Source organism: Lysinibacillus sp. Ag94, assembly GCF_023242215.1.
In the GTDB taxonomy this organism is placed as follows: domain Bacteria; phylum Bacillota; class Bacilli; order Bacillales_A; family Planococcaceae; genus Lysinibacillus.
Genome location: NZ_CP096780.1, coordinates 1,002,397 through 1,024,075, shown reverse-complemented (window position 1 = coordinate 1,024,075; position 21,679 = coordinate 1,002,397). Strand labels below are relative to the sequence as shown.

Sequence of the window (21,679 nt, the reverse complement as noted above, 5' to 3'; positions counted from 1 at the left end):
GGACACCCCTTTAAGGCAAATATTTCATTATCGTTTGTGCAATATCATCTACATCTGCTACTTCATCGATAAGCTGCGTTTCCACTGCTGCTTTCGGCATACCATACACTATGCAAGTTTCAGCTGACTCAGCGATTGCAATTACATTTCCAGTACTTTTTAGTGCTTTTAGTCCGTTAGAACCGTCATGGCCCATACCTGTCATAATAACTGCCACTTTATCAAAATCATTAAATTGGCTGACATCTTCAAACATGACATCTACAGAAGGGCGATGTCCAGATCTAGGTGGTTCATTATTATCAAGAACTATGCCAAAGGAGGTACCTACTTTTCTAAGTTTTAAATGATACCCACCAGGTGCAATATACGCCGTTCCATTTTGAAGAATATCTCCTTGCTCAGCTTCCTTTACGGTAATCTCACTCAATTGATCCAAACGAGTTGCAAGAGATTTTGTAAATCCTGCTGGCATATGCTGGACAATTAAAATTGGTGCTTGAATTGATTTTGGGATTTTCGTTATTACTTCTTGTAATGCTCTAGGTCCGCCGGTAGAAGTCCCAATCAGTACAATTTTCCGTCCTACTTTATTCCATTCTACATGTGGCTTTGATAATTCTGCCCTTGTCGGAACAACATTGACAGGAGGAGCCACTATGCCTTCACTAAAAGATTCTCGTCTAACAGTACTCGCTATTAATGAATGTTCTTGTTGTCTTTTACTACCAGAAGGTTTTTTTAATTTTGAAATAGGTACCAATGATGCTTGTTCAACTTTGTGAACAAGCTCGGTTTGGATTTTATGTAAATCAAGAGAAATTGTTCCGCTCGGCTTTGCGACAAAATCTACTGCACCAAGTTCAATTGCTGACAAGGCATTTTCTGCTCCTTGTTGAGTTGTACTTGAGAGCATGACAACAGGTACTGGACATATAGTCATAATTTCCTTTAAAGCATCAAGCCCATTCATTTCAGGCATCTCAATATCCATTGTCACAACTGTTGGCTGCAATGATTGAATCTTCTTTATCGCATCTTTCCCATTTCGTGCTGTTCCAACTACTTCAACCTTCGAGTTGCCAACAAAAAAGTCACTAATCAGCTTTCTCATAAAAGCAGAATCATCAACAACTAATAGCTTGCTTTTATGTAAAAAGTCCAATTAATCACGCCCTTTCGAAAAAATACTTCTTAATTTAGTTAAGAAATTACCCGCTGACTGATCATGTGCATGAACTTCTTCCACACGGAATTCCATAAAACGTGCCACTATAAGATGAAGCGTCTTTGTAATAAGCGCGTCTGGATATCCAAGTGAAAAAGGCACTTGCTCACGCACAGCCTTACGCACAACAGAATCTTCAGGTAATGAGCCTAATACCGTAACCTCTTTGTCCAAAAAACGTTTCATCGTACGCTTCAGTCGTTCATTAGTTTCCAATCCTTCTTCTTTACTATAAGCTCGATTACAGAGTATATAAAATTGCTTGTCTACATCTCTCGTATGAATATATTTCATCATGGAATAGGCATCTGTTATAGAAGTTGGCTCTGCTGTTGATAAAACAATGATTTCATCTATAGAAGTTAGTAAATCTAATGACCAATTAGTTGCTCCTGCTCCCATATCAAATAAGATGTAATCAAAGCTTTTTTGAAGCTGCTCAAATGCATGAATGAGTCGATCAAACATAATCTCTGACCATTCTAAGACACCCGACATACCAGACCCACCTGAAATATATTTTAAATCGTAAGGACCTTCATAAATAACCTCATCTAGCAACTTATTTCCTTCTAAGTAATCTTTTAAACTATAAGGTGCATTTTTTCCAATTAAAATATTGATATTCCCCATACCAATATCCATATCGACGATGACAACTTTTTTCCCTTTATTGGCCATTGTAATGGCAAAATTCATCGTGAAGTTACTTTTACCAACTCCACCTTTTCCACTTACAACTGCAATTGCCCTGCCTAATTCGCCTTGCTGTTTTAACATTTTCAAGCGTAATGTTTCAGCTTGGTCTCTCATTTTTCTTCACCTTGAAAAAATAAATTTAGTACTGCTTCTAGGTCAGCTTCCTCAATATCTTCTGGTACTTCTTGACCATTCGTGTAGTAAGCAAGTCCTTTATTATATTTAATCATTAAATTAATCATAGTGCCAATAGAATTTGTTTCATCAATTTTTGTAAAAATGAATTTTTCAATTGGTAATTGCTTAAATTGCTCTACAATATTTGCCATATCCTTTTCTTTCGTTGTCATAGCAAGTACTAAGAAGGACTCGGCTTGATCGTCAAATTTTATGAGACGCTGTAAATCGTCTACATATTTTACCTCTTTATAATTGCGGCCAGCTGTATCTATAAACACTAAATCTAAATGGGACAAACGATGGATTGCTTGTTCAAAATCTGTTGCATTATAGGCAATTTCGACAGGAGCTTGTAACAGTCCAGCATACGTTTTTAATTGCTCAATTGCGGCAATACGGTAAGTATCTGTCGTGATAAATCCTATTTTTTTCTTTTTTTCTAAAACTGCTCTGGCTGCCATTTTAGCAATTGTCGTAGTCTTTCCGACACCTGTTGGACCTAGAACATTAATGTATTTTTTGTCATAGGATAAGCCCCCGACTGGAAGATTCTCTAGCTCTTTGCGCAATAAATTTTTCGTAACCATCTTACATTGAGAAAAATTGATTTCTGACGCCTCTTTGAAATGCGTAAAAAGCTCATCACCAATCGTTGTGATGAGCTCCTCACTTAGCTCCTGCTGTCTTAAGTATTCAATGAAGGGTAAGAGTTCATCGGGATATTGATCTTGGATAGTCTTCTTATGCATAGAATGCATTAAAGATTTTAAATCTGCGATTTCCTTCCTCAAGTCTTCAGAAATGCCAGTTTCCTCATGCAAGGGCACCTCATTCTGTAGCTGTACTTGGTGCGTTTTAGCTTGCACAGCATTCGTAATCTCTTGTAACCTTACATTTTCTTTTTTAGCTGTTGTTATAGGTAAAGCTGCAGGTGCTGGAGCCACATTACCTGGCTCCATTGAATCAATCCCTGCAACAACCTCAAAACTTTTCTTTTTAATGATTCCAAAAAACTTTTTTGTAACGACTACTTTCGAATTCAAAATGACAGCGTCCTCACCTAGTTCAGCACGTACAAGCTTCATCGCTTCTGGTATGGAGGATGCATAATATTTTTTCATTTTCATTCAACATTCACCACCCCAACACTTTGAATTTCAACTGTAGCATCAAGTTCATTGTATGATAGAACTGGAATTTGCGGGAAATAACGCTCCGTTAGTTGACGTAAATACATACGAACTGCTGGAGAGCATAAGATAATAGCAGATTGTTCCATAAAGGAAACGCGTTCTACTTCTGCAGCAATAATCTCCAAGACAGTTTGAGAATCTTGCGGATCCATCGCTAAGTAATTTCCGTGATCAGTTTGTTGTATACTATCAGCAATCATTTTCTCTACTTTACCCGAAACAGTTATCACCTTTAATGACGGGTTGTCTCCTACGTATTGAGAAGTAATCTGACGTGCCAATGATTGACGTACATACTCCGTTAATATATCGGTATCGCTCGTTAACTTTGCATAGTCTGCTAGCGTTTCAAAAATAATTGGTAAGTTTCGTACTGAAACATTTTCTCGTAAAAGTTTACCCAGTACTTTTTGAATTTCTCCAGTCGATAACGGTGTAGGCGTCAGCTCTTCGACTAAAATTGGATGTGTTTCACGTAAATGATCAATTAACTGCTTCGTCTCTTGACGACCGAGTAATTCATAAGCATTTGCTCGAATCATTTCGGTTAAGTGGGTCGACACTACGCTCGGTGGGTCAACAACTGTGTAGCCGAACATTTCGGCATCTTCTTTCACTTGCTCAGTAATCCATTTTGCAGGTAAACCAAATGATGGTTCAACTGTGTCAATTCCTTCGATGGAATCATCATCTCCTGGACTCATTGCTAAATAATGATCAAGTAGAAGTTCACCACGTGCCATTTCATTACCCTTTATTTTAATTCGATATTCATTTGGTTGTAATTGAATATTATCGCGAATACGAACAACCGGAATGACAATCCCTAATTCTAATGCTAACTGTCGACGTATCATAATGACTCGATCTAATAAATCTCCACCTTGAGCAGCATCTACTAAAGGTATTAAACCATAGCCGAATTCAAACTCGATTGGGTCCACATTTAATAAATTCACAACGTTTTCAGGGCTCTTCATGCCGTCTGTTGCCACTTCTTCCTCAATTTCAAGTAATTCTTCTTCATCCTCTGGTTTCTTATGATCCATCATATAAGCACCAGCAATTAGCGAACAACCAATTGGAAGTGTTATCCATAGAGGGATAGGTGTGAAAAATCCAAGTAAAAGTATTGTGCCACCTGCTACATAAAGCAGTTTCGCTTGAGCAAAAAGCTGCCCTGTAATATCTTCACCAAGACTTCCCTTAGAAGATGCACGTGTTACGACAATCCCTGTCGCAGTAGAGATAAGTAGTGCAGGAATTTGTGAGACAATACCATCCCCAACTGTTAACTTAGAAAAATGATTCGCTGCATCTGCAAATGGAAGACCCATTTGCGCAACACCGATGATGATACCAAATAATAAGTTGATAATAACCATGACCATCGAGGCAATGGCATCCCCTTTTACGAATTTTGTGGCACCATCCATCGCTCCGTAAAAGTCCGCTTCACCCGCTACTTTTTCGCGTCGTTCACGTGCTTCCTTTTCAGAAATAACTCCTGCATTTAAATCAGCATCAATACTCATTTGTTTACCTGGCATCGCATCCAGTGTGAAACGTGCTGCTACTTCAGCTACACGCTCCGCTCCTTTTGTAATAACGATAAACTGAATTAACACAAGAATTAAGAATACAACTAAACCAACTAGTACATTCCCGCCGACTACGAAATCACCAAACGTTTCAACAACCGCACCAGCATCACCTTTGGCTAAAATGGCACGTGTTGTAGAAACGCTCAGTCCGAGTCGGAACAAAGTTAACAATAAAATAACTGAAGGGAAAATAGAAAAGTCTAACGCTTCCTTCATACTCATTGCTGTTAACAGTACAATTAATCCTAATGTAATATTAATGACGATTAAGAAACTTAACATCCACGGAGGAAGAGGAATGATGAGCATCGCAACGATTAAAATAACCGCACCTAAAACCCCTATATCGCGAACTTTCATTTGTGTCCCTCCTACAAAAAGCTTTAAATTTTCCGCTTAATTCGATAAACATAAGCAAGCACTTCGGCTATTGCTTTGAAAAACTCTTCTGGTACTTGATCACCGATTTCTACTTGATCGTACATTGCTCGTGCTAATGGCCTGTTTTCAACCATAATCACATCATGTTCTTTCGCAATCATTTTAATTTTTTGAGCGATAAAGTCTGTACCCTTGGCAACAATGCGTGGGGCTTCCATACTTTCCTCATCATATTTGAGGGCAATCGCATAGTGAGTTGGGTTAGTGATGACTACATCGGCGTTTGGAATCTCTGACATCATTCGACGCATCGCCATTTCGCGTTGGCGTTGCTTAATTTTCGATTTTATCAGCGGATCCCCCTCACTATTTTTATATTCATCTTTAATATCTTGCTTAGACATTTTAAGATTTTTTTCGTAATCAAATTTTTGATACATCCAGTCTAAAAGGGATACACATAGTAAGACTAGCGAAGCAGCAATCCCCATAATACCAACAAGCTTACCCACGGTAATAAGAGTTATCCATGGGCTTTTAAAGGATAATGCCAAAACTTTTGGTAAATTTGTCCAGACTATAATTGTCGTAACGCCACCAATGAAGCCAATCTTTAATACTGACTTTATAAGCTCTATAATGGCTTTAACAGAAAATATTTTTTTTAGCCCTTTAATCGGGTCCATTTTTTTCAAATCAAACTTCATTGGTTCTAATGTAAATAGAAAACCGAACTGTAGAAAGTTACCTGCTAGCGCTCCAACAAATGCAATTCCCATAATTGGACCAATAACAAAAGCCATTTGCACCAATGTTTCTGTAAATAAGCGCATCACACTATCAATTGTTAGTGTTTCTACGCGTATGTTCTGAATAAAAGTTTGCTTAAAAAAAGCTAAAAGATCATCTAGCAGTGAACCTGCAAAGAAGTATAAAAAGATAAATACCATGAGCATGACAATTGCACTGGAAATATCCTGACTCTTGATTACCTGACCTTTTTTTCGAGCATCTTGTCGTTTTTTGGGCGTTGCCTTTTCCGTTTTTTCTCCCGCAAAATACTGTAAATCTAAATCCAGCAGTAGCAACATTTTACCCACCACCTAAAATAGCCATTACATCACGCATCGCATAAATCATAATTGTAATAAGCTTTTGTATCACTTGAACCATTACAGCCATCATTGTGAATAACACTAGAAAACTAACACCAATTTTAATAGGAAAACCAACAACAAAAATATTTAATTGCGGTACAGTTTTCGCCGTGATTCCTAGTGCCAAGTCGACTAAAAATAAAGTAGCTACAACAGGAGCAGCCATTTGAAAGGCAATCGCAAAAACAGCTGTAAATTTTGTGATGATAAACTCTATATAATGATCATTTGCGAAATTAGGAAATCCTTGATCCATCGGTAAAAATTGATAACTATAATAAATTCCATCGAGAATCATATGATGCCCATTTATAGCTAGTAGAAAAAGTAATGCTAGCGTATTAAAAAACTGTCCTATCAATGGACTTTGTGCACCTGTTTGCGGGTCAATAATATTGGCAATAGCAAAACCCATTTGAAAATCTATAAAGCTTCCGGCAATTTGAATTGCCGACATGATGATATAGCCTACTAAACCGAGTAACAGTCCAATAAGTGCCTCTTTCATCACTAAAAGTATGTAATCACCATTAAATACAAATGGTTCGACGTCAATTGTGTAATACATCATCCAAGCTAAAACTAATGCGAGCGTTATTTTAACTTGTGGCGGAATCGTTCTGTACGAGAAAAAAGGCACCGTGACAAAAAATGCCGATACGCGCACAAGCACTAATAAGAAAACCGTAAAATGCGGGATTAATTCATTCATCTACTCACCCTATATAACGCGTTAAATTCTCAAAAATGTCTCTCGCATAGCTAGTCACTTGTGATAACATCCAAGGACCGAAAAATACGATGGCTGCTAATACAGCGATGATTTTTGGCACGAATGCTAAAGTTTGCTCTTGAATCGATGTTGTTGCCTGAAAAATACTTACCGCTAAACCAGTGATTAAAGCAACTAATAGTAGCGGACCGCTTGTTAGAAGGATAACCATAATGGCACGCTCTGCAATGGAAATAACCAATTCACCTGTCATACTGTATCATCCCCTAAAAACTTTGTAGTAATGATTTCATCACAAGATACCAACCATCAACGAGTACAAATAATAAAATCTTAAACGGCAATGAAATCATAACCGGTGGTAACATCATCATCCCCATCGACATTAGCGTACTTGCGACAATCATGTCGATTACTAGGAATGGAATAAAAATCATAAAGCCAATTTCAAATGCTGTTTTAATCTCACTCAATGCGAAAGCAGGTACTAGCATTGTCAGTGGAATTTCTTCTACAGATGCTGGTGTTTCTGCTTGATTATACTTTAAAAATAAATTCAGATCCTTTGGCCTTGTATACTTACTCATAAACTCTTTAAACGGTACACTGGCTCGATCATACGCCTCTTCAATGCCAATTTCCTCAGAAAATAATGGCTGTAATGCCTCTTTATTGACCTCTTGAAATGTTGGGGCCATGATAAAGAAAGTTAAAAACAAGGCAAGTCCTACAATGACCTGGTTCGGTGGCATTTGCTGTGTCGCCAACGCAGTACGAACAAACGATAATACGATAACTATTCGTGTGAACGATGTCATCAAAATTAAAATACTAGGTGCTAGTGAAAGAACTGTTAACATCAAGAGCAGCTTCACTGCGCTAGAGACATTTGTCGGGTCGCTGTTGGAAAAAACACTGATTACATCATTCATTTATCATCATTCTCCTTTTGCTTCCATTTCTCCAGTTCTTCACTGCGCTCCTGTTTAATTTCGGAAATCTTTTTTTCGAACAGCTCACCAAAAGCGTTTTGTTTTTGCTGTACTGATGAACTTTCATTATTTTTTTTCTTAAACTTAGATAATACTTCTGCAATATACGGTGATGTTGCTGCAAGTTCTTGTCGTTCATTATATAGCGCTAAAAGTGTTGCCACTTCATCCGGATCAGTAATTTCACGTAATAGCTGGACATCCTCACCGACCCCAACTAAATAGAGTGTTTTACCTACTTGTAATAGTTGTACCGACTTTTGGGCACCTAACGATAAACCGCCTAAATTTTGTACTAATTGATTACGTTGAAAGTTTAAATTTCTTCTATTTAAAAACTTCATTAATCCATAAAATAAAGCTACAACAAAAATAAGCGCCAACACCATTTTTATGTATTCCCACGTAGATACATCTCCAGCCGCTTGTGACTCTGAATCTTTCTTAGCAGCTGGAGTACTATCTTCTTCACAATCTCCGTTTTTGATGCAGTCGCTCACAGAAGTCGTGTTAGATTCTGCATATACAGAAGTCGTTGTAGGGTACAAAAACAGGAAGGATACAAGAAATGCGAAAATCATCGTTAGACGAAATGATTTTAACATTTGCATTCAATCATCCTAGAGCTTTTTGAATCGCTTCAATTACACGATCAGCTTGGAAAGGTTTCACAATAAAGTCTTTCGCACCAGCTTGAATTGCATCGATTACCATTGCTTGTTGTCCCATTGCCGAACACATAATGACAGTTGCATTTGGATCTGAACCTTTAATTGCTTTAAGAGCTGCAATACCGTCCATTTCTGGCATCGTAATATCCATTGTTACTAGATCTGGCTTTAATTCGTTGTACTTTTCAACTGCCTGTAAACCATCAGCAGCCTCTCCAACAACTTCAAATCCATTTTTCGATAAAATATCCTTGATCATCATGCGCATGAATGCGGCATCATCAACAATCAAAATTCTTTTAGACATGGTTAACTCCTCCAATTGAAACTATCTTAAATTATTTAAACGCTCTGCTTGACTTAAAACATCTGTAATGCGGACACCGAAGTTTTCATCAATAACAACGACTTCACCTTTAGCGATTAAACGGCTATTTACTAAAATATCAACTGGTTCACCAGCCAATTTATCTAGTTCAATAATCGAACCACTAGATAGTTCTAATATCTCTTTTACAGAACGCTTTGTACGTCCTAACTCTACAGTAACTTGCAACGGAATATCAAGTAGCATATTTAAATTTCTAGCTTCAGATTGCGAGATAACATTTGGATCAAAACTAGCAAACTGTGCTTGTTGAACATTGACCGGTTGCATAGGTCTTGTTGCTTGAGGAATCTGCTGTTGCTCTTGATACATTGGTTGCTGCACAGGAGCTGTCTGCTGTTGATATACTGGCTGCGCAGGCTGTGGTGCTACTGGCGCTTGCGGTTGCATAGTCGCTTGTTGTTGTACAGGCGCAGGAGCTACTGGCGCTTCAGGTGCTATTGTTGCAGCTACAGGTTCCCCGATTGATTCTGTTTCTCCTAACAGAGATTTTACAATGTTTTGGCTAAATTTCAGCGGCAATAATTGCATTAGATTCGAATCAATTAAATTACCAATCTTCAATCTGAACGATACTTTTACGAGTAAATCATCTTCAGGAATATTTTCTCGTCCTTCGTTTTGAGAAATATTCATTAAATCAATAGTAGGTGGAGAAATATCCACTTTTTTATTAAATACTGTCGACATTGAAGTAGCCGCAGAACCCATCATTTGATTCATAGCTTCTTGCACGGCACTTAGCTGAATTTCACCTAAATCTGGTTTTGGATTTAAGCCATCTCCACCTAACATTAAATCAGCAATAATTGCTGCATCGGATTGCTTAATAACAAGCAAATTCATACCTGTTAACCCGATTGTATATTCAACCTGTACGGCTACATAAGGATGAGGAAATTCCTCTTCTAATTTATTTCGGTTAATCATTGAAATACTTGGGGTAGTAATATCTACTTTTTGACCTAGTAACGCTGAAAGTGCAGTGGCAGAGCTACCAAAAGATATATTTCCTACCTCACCTAATGCATCTTGGGCAAACGAATCGAGGTAATCCTCTACTTTTAAATCATTAATTTCCTCATTTGTAGAAGCTTCAGTGCCGCTGTTTTTATCTTCCAACGTTTCGCCCCTTAATAACGCTTCAATTTCTTCTTGGGAGAGCATTTCATCACTCATCTTCGTCTCCTCCTTTCAAAGGGTCGATAATCTGGATTGCTAATTTTTTGCCTTGTTTTCCTGGTTGAACTGTAAATTTCGGTAATGTGCCTACTTTTAACAGTAGTGGATCTTCAATTTTTTGTTCTAATTGAATAACATCTCCAACTTGCATTGTGAGGAAATCCTCAATGGTAATGTCTGTAATACCTAGTTCAACGGAAACAGGTAGTTTTGCTTGTTTCACACGTGTTTCAAGCATTTTTGTTTGCTCTGGAGACATCTCTTTTGTATTAGTCTGCATCCAGTAACGAACAGAAAGATTTGGAACAATTGGCTCCAATACAACATGCGGGATACAAATATTAATCATACCGCTTGTCTCACCAATAATCGTATTTAAAGAAATAACGACAACTGTTTCATTTGGTGAAATCATTTGTAAAAATTGAGGGTTGACCTCAAGTTCCACTAAGATTGGATCAATTTCCGCAACATTTTCCCATGCCTCGCGTAAATTGTCGAATGAACGTTCAAAAAGGTTTGTCATAATTTTAGTTTCAATTTCTGTTAAGTTATCCACATTACTATGACTCGCCCCACTACCGCCCATTAAACGATCTAACATCGAGTAGGCGATGTTCGGGTTTATTTCCATCAATATATTACCATCTAATGGTGGCACTTCAAACACATTAATGAGTGTCATATTCGGAATCGAACGTACAAACTCTTCAAATGGTATTTGGTCTACTGATGCAACAGTAATCTGCACATAGCTTCTTAGCTGTGCAGAAAAGAAGGTTGTCAGTAATCGTGCAAAATTTTCATGTATTCGGGTCAAACTTCGGATTTGATCTTTTGAGAAACGAAGTGCTCGTTTAAAGTCATACACTTTAACCTTGCGCCCCTCGTCCTCTTTTTTCATGTCGTCCGCTGACATTTCCCCGGTTGATATTGCGGAAAGCAGCGCATCTATCTCGGATTGAGATAACACATCTCCTGCCATTTGCCCACCTCCATTTCAAGCAGTTTCTTTAATTATTGGGTGATGAAGGAGGTAAAATAAACTTCCTGAACTTCTCCCTCTTGCATCAATTCATTAATTTTTGTTTTTAATGATTTTTGGAAAACTTGTTTGCCTTGCTTACCTTCTAAATCTTTTTGCTCCATCTCGGAAAGCTCTTGAATAACAATATTTTTCACTTGGAAATCACGCTTCGTTAATTCAGCAGCAGCATCTTTACTTGATGTTTGAATTTTTAACGAAAAGCGTACAACTTTGTTATCCGCTAGATTTGTAGTAATCTCCGGAATTTCAACAGAAGCTTCTACGATTTCATCAATAGTTGGCTCAAGAGACTTTGCAGGCTTATTAAATTGGGTAAACAATGCAAAGCAAATACCCCCGATAAGTATGATTGCTACTAGTACGATGATAATCATCGTTAACATTTTGTTATTCTTCATCTTCTTCACCTCGTAGATGCGGGTTTGATAGTATTTGTATATTTTTATAAAAGGCTGTTACCTTTTGTCGCACCTCATCTTCACTCTGTAAAACAATGATTTTAGTTCCAGTCGTTAATGTAATGGTCGTATCCGGAAAAGATTCGACCGTTTCTATGTATAAAGCATTCAATGTAAATGCTTTGCCATTTAAACGTGTTAATTCAATCATTGAAATAGGGCCGGGTCTAGCACGAGAGCCGGCCCGACCCTCCCTCATATGAAATTATGTTTTAGTTTTGAGCACTTTGTAATCTAACTAGTATTTTCTTTACCTGTATGACTATATGAAGTATATATCTCTTACTAAAATCTATTTTATAAAACTTAGCGTTTTAAATTCACAAGCTCTTGAAGAATTTCATCAGAAGTTGTGATAATACGTGTATTGGCTTGGAAACCACGTTGCGCCACAATCATTTCTGTGAACTCTTCAGAAAGATCGACGTTAGACATTTCTACCGCTCCCGCAACAACTTTACCCATACCTGCTACAGTTGCTACTTGTGCATATGCTACACCTGAGTTTGTAGTTTGTTGATAGTAATTACCGCCTGCTTTAGCAAGACCACCAGCGTTCGGGAATTTAGCCATTACCAACTGTCCAGCCCACTGTAGCTCACCGTTTAAATCTTGATAAGTAATTTTACCATCAGGTCCGATATTTACTTCTTTAGCTGTTGTCGGGATCCGAATAGGTCCTACAGTACCATTAGCAGGTGTTAACACTCCTGCATCATCAAATAAATTAGCACCTTCATCACCAGATGCATTTGGTGCATCATCCGGTAAAATACCTTTATCATCCTTCTCGGTAACAATATCTTTACCCGCAGTGACCCCAACTAAATATTTCCCATCTGCATTTACTAAGTAGCCATTGTTGTCCATGTAGAAAATACCATTACGTGTGAATAACGTGTTATTGAATCCATCTTCATCAATAAAGCCAGAAGTTTCGTCTGGAGCGCCATTCGCATCAGCCACCATAAAGAAACCATCGCCTTCAATAGCTAAATCCAGTCCACGCCCTGTACTCTGTAAAGATCCGCCACCGTGGATAGTATCGATAGCTGCTAGTTGTGAACCTAAACCTACTTGTTGTGGGTTTACTCCTCCACGCGTTGCAGTAGACCCTGATGCGCCTGCTTGTGTTTGAGACATTAAATCTTTAAAATTAACACGCCCCTTTTTAAAACCAACTGTATTAACGTTAGCAATATTATTACCAATAACGTCTAGTTTTGTTTGGAAGTTTTTAAGACCTGAAATACCTGAATACATAGAACGTAACATAATGTCGTTCTCCCTTCATTTATATTGTGTGCCTCTATCAATCAGCACACCTAGGCTTCCTTTCAAAGGTCCAGCCCTTATAGCACGATAGTGCCATCTATATTTGTAAATATTTGCTGCTTTGCTTCCGTGCGGTCCATCGCTGTAATGACAGTTGCGTTTTTAGCACTGACAATTAGAGCTGCTTGATCCATCAAGACTAATGGTTGTTTGACACCTTTTGAGTGCGCTTCAAATACCTTGTCCGATACAGCCTGCCATTCTTGTTCAGAAATCGCTATTTTACGCTCCATAATACGTTCATGGGCATGCTTGCTCACTTTTAACTCTTGTTGATTGGTAGCTTCTTGCAAATGCGCTTTAAACGATTGCTGTGCGTTTATTGGCTTAGGTTGTGTCTGGCGAATAGATGGATGCAATGGTACACGATGTATTGAAAATTTATCCATCATTGTTCTCCACCTTTATTCGCTAATTACGGTAAATTCTTTAGCTGTTAATTTTTTGTCATTGTCTAAGACATATTGAATGACGCCATCTTTATTCGTTACAGAAACGATACGTCCTTGTAGTTCTTGCTCGCCGTCCATATACGTAACTTTTTTACCAATTAGTTTGCTCGCTTGTACAAGTGGAGATTCTGATTCACTTGAACCGCCTAAAATAGCTGAAATATTACCAGGCGTTAATTCTTTACCATCAGCTAGTTCAAACACTGCATTACCCTCAACAAACTTCACCGATTTAATTGTGCCGGTTCCCTCATTAATAACCGGTTTGCCTTTGTCATCTAGCTTATCTGTTAGCTCATGCCATTTTACTTCCTTACCAACAAATGATGTATAATTCATAAGCTGTGTTTGCTGCTGTGAGGCAAGTAATGATCCCATCGCTTTTGTCATATTTTGCATTTGCTCTAGCGAAGAGAACTGAGCCATTTGAGAAATAAACTCTCGGTCATCCATTGGATTTGTTGGATCTTGGTGTTGTAATTGCGTAATTAATAATTGTAGGAACGCATCCTTGCCAAGTTCACTATTACCCGTTTGCTTCGTTGGCTTCTTATAGTTGGAATAATATAAGTCCTCTGTTACGTTTGTATTTACCGGTTTTGTATTAGTCGTTGTATCTGCCACGCTCACACCTCCTCACTTATTAAATAGTCACTAAATGATTTACCTTCATCATCATCGTCGTTTTTTTGCTCTTGCTCTTCTTGCTGTTGTTGCTTAAAGAAATTGTTGAAGAAGCTTTGGTCGCGTTGTTGGCGATCTGCATCTTGCAATGATTGAGCAATATCGAGTCGATCAACTTGAATGTTTTGCTGTACAAAGGCTTGCTTTAATTGATGTGCCTGACTATCAAGTAATTCACGTCCTTGAGCTGTCGAAGCGAGTAGTCGTGCTGTCAGGACACCGTCATTTTGCACAAGCTCGATACGTATTGTTCCTAGATTTTCAGGATACAATTTCAATGTTAAACGTGTAATACCTTGTGCATTAGAGATTTGGGCTCTATTAATGATTGCTTGCATCTCTTTCAAAAATGCCTCAGACTGTGCTGGCTTTGCTGCTGGCAGTGTCACTTGGAACGTGTCTGCTTTTGTTTGGACTGTATTAGAAGTCACCATTTCATTAGCACTTGTATCTGTCTGCTTTGTAACCTGAACTTGTTGCACTACTTTTTGGAAGCCCTGCAACGGAAGTGTTACTGTTGTTTTAGTTGTTACTTGCTGTTCAGATAGAGTCGTTTCCACTTGTGTTTGAATTGTTGTCAAAAGACTTTTTATGTCAGTTAACAAGTTTTCTTGTGATGCTGTTAAGTCTGTTTTTTGCCCCATTAATTGTGTTAACTTTAACACTTGAAGTAATGGCGCTGCTTCCTTTAGAGTCACTTGTCCTTCACCTTGTAAAGCTGCTACGATTTGCGTTTGAAGCATTGGTGCCTGAGCGTCTACTAGTGCTAAAAGCTCCCAAACATCTTGTGCTTCTTTATCTTCGCCTAGCAACTGTTGTACTAATTTTTGAAGCTGCTCAGCATCAATCCCCAATGCATCCATTAGGTTATCCAGATTTAACATTTCATCTATTGCAACAGCTTTGCCTTCATCACCAATTTGCAGCATTAACAAGCCATCGTCGTGTGGAATCTCCAGTAAGTCTAGTACGTCTTCTATAGATTCAGCATTTAAAACTGCTGTCAAATCAGAGATATCTTTTGTCTCTGCTGACTGTGTAGGCTGCTGTATTTGATTTGAAGAAGAAATAATCTGTCCAAAAACAGACCCAAACTTGTTCGATGGTCCATTAGCCTTCATATTGGAATCGACTGATGTTGTTGGTTTTGTAGCTGCTGTTTTAGTTGCTATTGGCTTAGACATCATTTGCATCATTGCTACATCCATTTTTTCACCTCCTTTCAGATTTTCTTATTGTTTAGCCATCATTTCTGTATATTTCGCTGCATTTTGTGGATCCATTTTTTCTAAAATCGCAGCTAATTTATCTGGTTTTAAGTTTGTTAAAATACGAAGTGCTTCCGTATCACTCATTTTAATAAGAACGGGCGCTGCTGCTTTAGGAGACATTTTATCAAATGTTTTTAAAATATCAGTAAAGTCACGCTTTACATCACTTTGCTCCCTATTTAACTTTTCAATTTCAAATTTCAGCTGTTCATTTTCTGTCGTTAACTTTTCTTTTTCAGTTGTTGCCGCATCCATCTTTTTTTGAAGCTGGACGATTTCTGCTTCTTTTTCTTGTATTTCGGCCTGTAACTTTACAACTTTTGAATCATTATTAACTACAGCATCTTTTGCTTGTTGTTCTTCTGAAGGAACGAATGGTAAGCTTTGAACTGCCTTCTTCCCTAGATCAAAGACATTCGTATTCATAAGGGTTGCAACAACAAGTAGAACTGCCGCTACAAACATGATAGGTATTACAAACCACGTAAAAAACTTTCGCAAGCCTCCTGATTTACGTTTAGGCGGTTGTTCTACTAATTCTGCTTTAAGTCGATTGTCTGTTTTCGCCATGAAATCACCTGATTTCTCTCTTGTTATACGTCAGCGATGAAATCTCATCTAAAAAAATGCCTTCAATACGATCCTGTTCCTGCTGAAACACTTTAAAATCTTTCTCTCGCATTTTTTCAAATTTACGTACTTCCAAGTTTTTTTCTAATAATTTTTCTTCGTGCCAAGTCATTTTTGCACGAGCTTGAACAACTTTTTGCTGTACATCAACAATTGTTTTTTCGAGGCTATCAATAAACCGTGCATAGTGATGAACTTCTTCTATTGATGAACCTACAGCTAAACGCTCCTGCTGAAACTCTATTAAATCTTCTTTCTTTTTTAACAATTCATATAGCTTAGTTGCAATTTCTTCAAAAGAACGTACAGATTCTTTATAGGCAATTTCTGTTTCATTTTTTTCTTGCTCTCGAATGGTTAACACTTTTTCAAAACGATATATATAGCTTACCACCCTATTTTCCACCACCGATCGATAATGAAATTAACTCATTCTTGCTTTCCTCTAGGGTCACCTTATCTAAATAGCCCTGCTTTAAATAAGCGGTAATGAGAGGTTCATAGTAAATAGCTTCATCGATTTCCTTTGATGTTCCTGTCTTATAGGCGCCGATATTAATTAAATCCTCTGACTTGTCATATGTATAATAGAGCTCCCTTAATCGTTCTGCAGCCTTTTTGTGCTCAGGCTCTGCCACATGATTCATCAAACGGCTGACACTTTTTAATACATTAATAGCTGGATATTGACCTTTATTTGCAAGGTTGCGATCAAGGACTATATGACCATCTAAAATCCCTCGCACCGTATCTGCTATCGGTTCATTCATATCATCACCATCTACTAACACTGTATAAAAGGCAGTAATAGAGCCTTTCTCATTAGTACCTGTACGTTCTAATAGTTTAGGTAGAATGGCAAATACAGATGGTGTATACCCTTTTTGAGCTGGTGGTTCACCTGTTGCAAGACCGATTTCACGCTGCGCCATAGCAACACGAGTCACTGAGTCCATCATCAACATGACATTTAAGCCGCGATTTCTAAAATATTCGGCAATCGCTGTTGCGGTAAAGGCCCCTTTTATTCGCATTAGTGCAGGCTGGTCGGAGGTAGCAGCTACTACTATAGATCGACTTAAACCCTCTGGCCCTAAATCACGCTCTATAAACTCACGAACCTCACGACCACGTTCCCCAATTAGCGCAATTACATTTAAATCTGCTTGGGTATTTCGCGCAATCATACCGAGCAATGTACTTTTCCCGACCCCTGAACCAGCGAAAATACCAACACGTTGTCCATTCCCCACTGTTAGCATGCCATCAATTGCTTTAACACCTACTTCAAGTCTTTCATTAATAGGTGGGCGCGTTAGCGGATTGGGTGGATCTTGCTCTGTCGGAACTGTCATTAATCCTTTCGGTAATACAGTTCCATCTATCGGATTTCCCATAGAATCAAGTACCTTACCGATTAGCTCAGGGCCCACTTTTACCTCAAGCGGCGCCCCTGTACCTTCGACTAGGCAGCCAATTGATATTTCCCGAAGAGAAGTAAAAGGCATTAAGACGACAATTTCATCTTTGAAGCCTACAACCTCTGCTAAGATGATTTGATGGCCGTTTTTAGAAGTTTCCACATGAATTTTACAAACATCACCAATGGAACTATCTGGACCTTGTGACTCAATCATCAAGCCGACAACTCTAGTTACTCTACCAAATTTTTTAAAGGTTGGTATTTGAGGAATTTGTTCGATTAATTGAGCCGTTTTCATCTAGATCATTCCTTACTTTCTAATATTTCATGTAGCTTTAATCTTAGTTCATTCAATTGCTCATCAATACTTACAACAATACGGCCATGATTTGTTTCAATATAACAATCAGTTTCATTTTCTAACTCCTCATTTACAAAAATCATAAATGGTACGTCAGTTGGGAACATTTCAGCTAGTTCATCCCGATTCGCAGTAATTAACGCATAGTAGGTTGGCGAAACGTAAATTTTTATTTCCTTCATTTCTCTCGCTTCTTTAAGTCCTCTGTGAACGATTGAAACAAACAATTCGTTGTCTCGCTCTAAAGATGCGTCAATAATTCGCTCTGCTGCAGTTAAGCCTAGCTCTAAAATAATCGATTCTTGATCTTCAATATATTTCCGAGCATTTTCCCTCGCATGAATGATTACTTCATTAGCCGTTTGGAGAGATTGTGCCATCGCTTCAGTAGCTTTGTTTATTCCATCCTCATAGCCTTGACCAAATCCTTCATCATAAGCTTCTTGCACTCGATTAGGTCGTTCCTCTTCCCAATCTTGCTTTAAAACTTCAATTTCCTGAAAGAACATTTGCTTTTCTTGTTCAAAAGCTTCACGTTCAGCCTGTAAAATAGCTCTGGCCTCTGCAAATAAACGTTCGCGCTCTTCTAGCACTTCTTCCATAGTCATTTGTTTTTGAAGTGAATTTTCTCCTTCATCTACCTCTTGCATCTCAAACATGTCACGAATTTGAATTTTTTTGACATGATCGCCATTGGACTGTGTGTATACAGAACGGATGATTCTAGACAATGACGTCATCTCCTCCACCACGTGCAATAATAATCTCGCCAGCATCCTCTAAGCGACGAATGACAGCAACAATTCGAGATTGCGCTTCCTCTACATCACGCAAACGTACAGGTCCCATAATTTCCATTTCTTCCTTAAATGTCTCAGCCATACGTTGTGACATATTGCGGAAAATAATATCTTTTACTTCTTCACTTGAAACTTTCATTGAAAGCAATAAGTCTTCATTTTCACAATCACGGATAACACGTTGAATCGAACGGTTGTCAAGTGTAACAATATCCTCGAATACAAACATACGTTTTTTGATTTCTTCAGCAAGCTCTGGATCTTGAATTTCGAGTGCATCGAGAATCGTTTTTTCTGTTTGTCGGTCTACACCATTTAACACTTCAACAACTGCGTCAATGCCACCCGTTTCCGTGTAATCCTGTGTAACAGTTGATGATAATTTACGCTCTAAAACAGATTCGATTTCACTAATAACTTCTGGTGAAGTTGACTCCATTACAGCTATACGTTTAGCAATATCAGCTTGTACTTCCTGTGGTAATGAAGATAAAATAACACCCGCTTGCCCTGCTTCTAAATAAGATAGAATAAGGGCAATTGTTTGTGGATGTTCATTTTGAATAAAGTTAAAAATCTGTGCTGGATCAGCTCTACGCGCAAAGTCAAATGGACGCACTTGTAAAGAAGATGTTAGGCGATTAATAATTGTTTGCGCCTGTTCTACACCAAGTGCTTTTTCCAATACTGTCTTCGCGTAACCAATACCACCCTGTGTAATATAGTCTTGCGCAAGTGCAATATTGTGGAATTCTTCAATAATTTCCTCTTTAACATTTGCTTCTACTTTCTTAACACTTGAAATCTCTAAAGTTAAACGTTCAATTTCTTCTTCTGTTAAATGTTTATAGACAGAGGCTGAAACCTCAGGCCCTAATGAAATTAACAAGAGAGCGGCCTTTTGTTTTCCGGTTAATTCCTTTTCTTTCTTGGACACAGCCTAACCTCCTAGTTAGTCTTCCGCAATCCAACTACGTAGTAACTTCGCAAAATCGTCTGGCTTATCTTTTGCCATTTTTTCAAGCTGCTTACGACGCATTGTAGCTTCCGTTTCAATTTCTTCATTAATATCTTCAATCATTAATTCTTCTTGTTCATCTAGGATACTAAGTTCTTCTTCTTCCTGCGCACGTTTACGTGAACGGATAATGAAGAATGCAAGCAATAATATTACTGCTAGCAATATGCCACCGATTACCCAAACCCACCATGGAATAACAGATTTTTCACTAGCTGTCTCTGTTGCTTTACCATTTAAAGGTTGTACTGAAACAGCAACTTTCTCATCGATTTGCTGTTGAGTAAGTTCAGCTGCTACATCTTTAGAAATCGTTGTACGAACAATAGTACTTAAAATTTTCTGGATATCCTCTTGAACCCCATTTGGTAACGTTCCCGCGTCAGCCCCTGTCGGAGGTTCAACAATTACTTGGATCCCCATATCTTGAATTTTATATGGTGCCTCTTGGATATCTTTACGTATACGATTTACTTCACTATTAATTGTTTCTTCAGTACGTTCAGATTCTCCATTACCATTTACACCTTCGTTATAAGTTGTGAAATTATCTGTCGTCGTTTCTGCTTCAGGTGTACCAGTAGCTGCAGCACCTCCAGAATATTGCTCTGTAATACGTTGAGCACTAATTTCTATTCCTGCCATATTCTCTTCGTCAACAGGTGTTACTAGTTTTTCTTCACGATTTTCTTTTTTGAAATCAATGTCTGTTGTCACAGAAACTACTACTTTGTCTTGTCCCATAAGCGTACCTAGCATATTTTGAACTTGACGCTGTAGGTCACGCTCAACCAATTTCTTCGCTTGTAACTGACCTTCTGCTGTCGTTGTTGAAGCTCCATCAGTAGTCGCAGCTTTCAGATCAAAGTAATCAGAAAATTGGTTAGAAATAACAATATTATCCGTTTTTAAATTTGGCACACTTTTTGCTACTAAATTATACATAGTGGCAATTTGTTGCTCTGTAAATTTATAGCCAGGGTCTGTATTTAAAACAATAGATGCCGTCGCTTCCTCTTTAACATCCTTTAAGAAAACGCCCTCTTCTGGAATGTTAATCATTACCTTTGCATCTTTTACACCATCTAAATTTTTAATGAGCTTTGCAATTTCTGTTTCAGTTGCTGCTTTTTTTAATAGATTAAACTCATTATCTGTCATACCGAATCCAGAGCTATTTGCAAAAGAGTAATCAATCGATCCTGTTTGTGGATATCCTTCCGATGCCAACGACACTAATAATGAGTCTACTTGGTCTTCAGGTACTGAAATCGATGTACCTCCAGGTTCAATTTCATACTTTACACCTTTGGCGTCTAGCGCTTCTTTCACTTGTCCGATTTCTCTTGTCGATAAATCTTTATAAAGTGGTACATATGTAGTTTTTGTAGCAAAAATTGTAATACCTATAGCAAGTGCTACAACCCCTACTACAGAACCAATCATTACAATTTTTTGTTTTTTACTACGACTTGTCCAAAATTTACTGGTGTCGTTTTTTATTTTCGTCAATCGTTCATTCATTATGATCCTCCGGTTATAGTGAATAACCTATCCATCTAATAATTCGCGAAAACAGTGGTATCCCATAACATTCAATCAATATCATCACCATAACGGATTGATTTCCGTTTCGATTAGTCTTTTTCCTAGGAGCGTCCGATGAGCCACTTTTGGCAATCATGATTTGGTCACGAAGGCATTATCACAAGACTTGATGCTTTTAAACCTTCATCACTTCTGTCTCCAGGGTATTATTTGTAACGTAATCCTGAAGGAGTCATCGACTCT

At 38.1% G+C, this 21,679-nt stretch carries 24 protein-coding genes; all 24 read right to left on the bottom strand.

Going from position 1 to position 21,679, the window contains the following annotated elements:
- Positions 1-10 precede the first annotated feature (10 nt).
- Positions 11-1,165, bottom strand: a complete 1,155-nt coding sequence (locus tag MY533_RS04565; RefSeq protein ID WP_256469514.1) for a protein-glutamate methylesterase/protein-glutamine glutaminase — start codon at positions 1,163-1,165, stop codon at positions 11-13.
- Positions 1,166-2,041 (bottom strand): MinD/ParA family protein, encoded by an 876-nt coding sequence (locus MY533_RS04560; RefSeq protein ID WP_248718166.1) that lies wholly within the window; start codon positions 2,039-2,041, stop codon positions 1,166-1,168.
- The gene (gene flhF, locus MY533_RS04555; RefSeq protein ID WP_248718165.1) at positions 2,038-3,234 is read right to left on the bottom strand and encodes a flagellar biosynthesis GTPase FlhF; all 1,197 of its coding nucleotides are present in this window, start codon (positions 3,232-3,234) and stop codon (positions 2,038-2,040) included. Before flhF ends, MY533_RS04560 begins: the two co-directional genes overlap by 4 nt.
- On the bottom strand, positions 3,231-5,264 hold the full coding sequence (flhA, locus tag MY533_RS04550; RefSeq protein WP_248718164.1) for a flagellar biosynthesis protein FlhA: 2,034 nt from the start codon (positions 5,262-5,264) through the stop codon (positions 3,231-3,233). The genes flhF and flhA overlap by 4 nt, the downstream gene beginning before the upstream one ends.
- A 23-nt stretch (positions 5,265-5,287) precedes the next feature.
- On the bottom strand, positions 5,288-6,376 hold the full coding sequence (gene flhB / locus MY533_RS04545; protein WP_248719145.1) for a flagellar biosynthesis protein FlhB: 1,089 nt from the start codon (positions 6,374-6,376) through the stop codon (positions 5,288-5,290).
- Position 6,377: 1 nt separating this feature from the next.
- Complete coding sequence (gene fliR, locus MY533_RS04540) at positions 6,378-7,154, bottom strand: flagellar biosynthetic protein FliR (protein ID WP_132357428.1); 777 nt, start codon at positions 7,152-7,154, stop codon at positions 6,378-6,380.
- A 4-nt stretch (positions 7,155-7,158) separates the two neighbouring features.
- Complete coding sequence (fliQ, locus tag MY533_RS04535; protein ID WP_132357429.1) at positions 7,159-7,428, bottom strand: flagellar biosynthesis protein FliQ; 270 nt, start codon at positions 7,426-7,428, stop codon at positions 7,159-7,161.
- A 13-nt stretch (positions 7,429-7,441) separates the two neighbouring features.
- Positions 7,442-8,107, bottom strand: coding sequence for a flagellar type III secretion system pore protein FliP (gene fliP, locus MY533_RS04530; RefSeq protein WP_132357430.1), 666 nt, complete (start codon positions 8,105-8,107; stop codon positions 7,442-7,444).
- Positions 8,104-8,772 carry a flagellar biosynthetic protein FliO gene (locus MY533_RS04525; RefSeq protein WP_248718163.1) on the bottom strand — a complete coding sequence of 223 codons (669 nt, stop codon included), beginning with the start codon at positions 8,770-8,772 and terminating at the stop codon, positions 8,104-8,106. Before MY533_RS04525 ends, fliP begins: the two co-directional genes overlap by 4 nt.
- A gap of 10 nt (positions 8,773-8,782) precedes the next feature.
- The gene (locus MY533_RS04520; RefSeq protein ID WP_049668450.1) at positions 8,783-9,145 is read right to left on the bottom strand and encodes a response regulator; all 363 of its coding nucleotides are present in this window, start codon (positions 9,143-9,145) and stop codon (positions 8,783-8,785) included.
- 21 nt (positions 9,146-9,166) lie between these two features.
- Positions 9,167-10,405, bottom strand: a complete 1,239-nt coding sequence (gene fliY / locus MY533_RS04515; RefSeq protein ID WP_132357432.1) for a flagellar motor switch phosphatase FliY — start codon at positions 10,403-10,405, stop codon at positions 9,167-9,169.
- Positions 10,398-11,393, bottom strand: a complete 996-nt coding sequence (fliM, locus tag MY533_RS04510) for a flagellar motor switch protein FliM (RefSeq protein ID WP_132357433.1) — start codon at positions 11,391-11,393, stop codon at positions 10,398-10,400. The genes fliY and fliM overlap by 8 nt, the downstream gene beginning before the upstream one ends.
- A 32-nt stretch (positions 11,394-11,425) precedes the next feature.
- Complete coding sequence (fliL, locus tag MY533_RS04505) at positions 11,426-11,854, bottom strand: flagellar basal body-associated protein FliL (RefSeq protein WP_132357434.1); 429 nt, start codon at positions 11,852-11,854, stop codon at positions 11,426-11,428.
- Entirely contained in the window at positions 11,844-12,065 is a 222-nt protein-coding gene (locus tag MY533_RS04500) for a flagellar FlbD family protein (RefSeq protein ID WP_049668748.1), read from the bottom strand. Before MY533_RS04500 ends, fliL begins: the two co-directional genes overlap by 11 nt.
- Positions 12,066-12,220: 155 nt before the next feature.
- Positions 12,221-13,189 carry a flagellar basal body rod protein FlgG gene (gene flgG, locus MY533_RS04495; RefSeq protein WP_248718162.1) on the bottom strand — a complete coding sequence of 323 codons (969 nt, stop codon included), beginning with the start codon at positions 13,187-13,189 and terminating at the stop codon, positions 12,221-12,223.
- A 77-nt stretch (positions 13,190-13,266) separates the two neighbouring features.
- Entirely contained in the window at positions 13,267-13,638 is a 372-nt protein-coding gene (locus MY533_RS04490; protein WP_132357878.1) for a TIGR02530 family flagellar biosynthesis protein, read from the bottom strand.
- 15 nt (positions 13,639-13,653) lie between these two features.
- Positions 13,654-14,325, bottom strand: coding sequence for a flagellar hook assembly protein FlgD (flgD, locus tag MY533_RS04485; protein ID WP_248718161.1), 672 nt, complete (start codon positions 14,323-14,325; stop codon positions 13,654-13,656).
- A 2-nt stretch (positions 14,326-14,327) separates the two neighbouring features.
- Entirely contained in the window at positions 14,328-15,593 is a 1,266-nt protein-coding gene (locus MY533_RS04480; protein ID WP_248718160.1) for a flagellar hook-length control protein FliK, read from the bottom strand.
- A 24-nt stretch (positions 15,594-15,617) separates the two neighbouring features.
- Positions 15,618-16,226, bottom strand: a complete 609-nt coding sequence (locus tag MY533_RS04475) for a MotE family protein (RefSeq protein WP_248718159.1) — start codon at positions 16,224-16,226, stop codon at positions 15,618-15,620.
- A gap of 4 nt (positions 16,227-16,230) precedes the next feature.
- The gene (gene fliJ, locus MY533_RS04470) at positions 16,231-16,680 is read right to left on the bottom strand and encodes a flagellar export protein FliJ (protein ID WP_132357439.1); all 450 of its coding nucleotides are present in this window, start codon (positions 16,678-16,680) and stop codon (positions 16,231-16,233) included.
- Position 16,681: 1 nt separating this feature from the next.
- Positions 16,682-18,007, bottom strand: a complete 1,326-nt coding sequence (gene fliI / locus MY533_RS04465; RefSeq protein WP_132357440.1) for a flagellar protein export ATPase FliI — start codon at positions 18,005-18,007, stop codon at positions 16,682-16,684.
- 5 nt (positions 18,008-18,012) lie between these two features.
- Entirely contained in the window at positions 18,013-18,801 is a 789-nt protein-coding gene (fliH, locus tag MY533_RS04460; protein WP_248718158.1) for a flagellar assembly protein FliH, read from the bottom strand.
- A complete protein-coding gene (gene fliG, locus MY533_RS04455; RefSeq protein WP_248718157.1) occupies positions 18,794-19,807 on the bottom strand; it encodes a flagellar motor switch protein FliG in 1,014 nt (337 codons plus the stop codon). Before fliG ends, fliH begins: the two co-directional genes overlap by 8 nt.
- A gap of 15 nt (positions 19,808-19,822) precedes the next feature.
- Positions 19,823-21,412, bottom strand: a complete 1,590-nt coding sequence (gene fliF / locus MY533_RS04450) for a flagellar basal-body MS-ring/collar protein FliF (protein WP_132357442.1) — start codon at positions 21,410-21,412, stop codon at positions 19,823-19,825.
- Between the last annotated feature and the right edge of the window lie 267 nt (positions 21,413-21,679).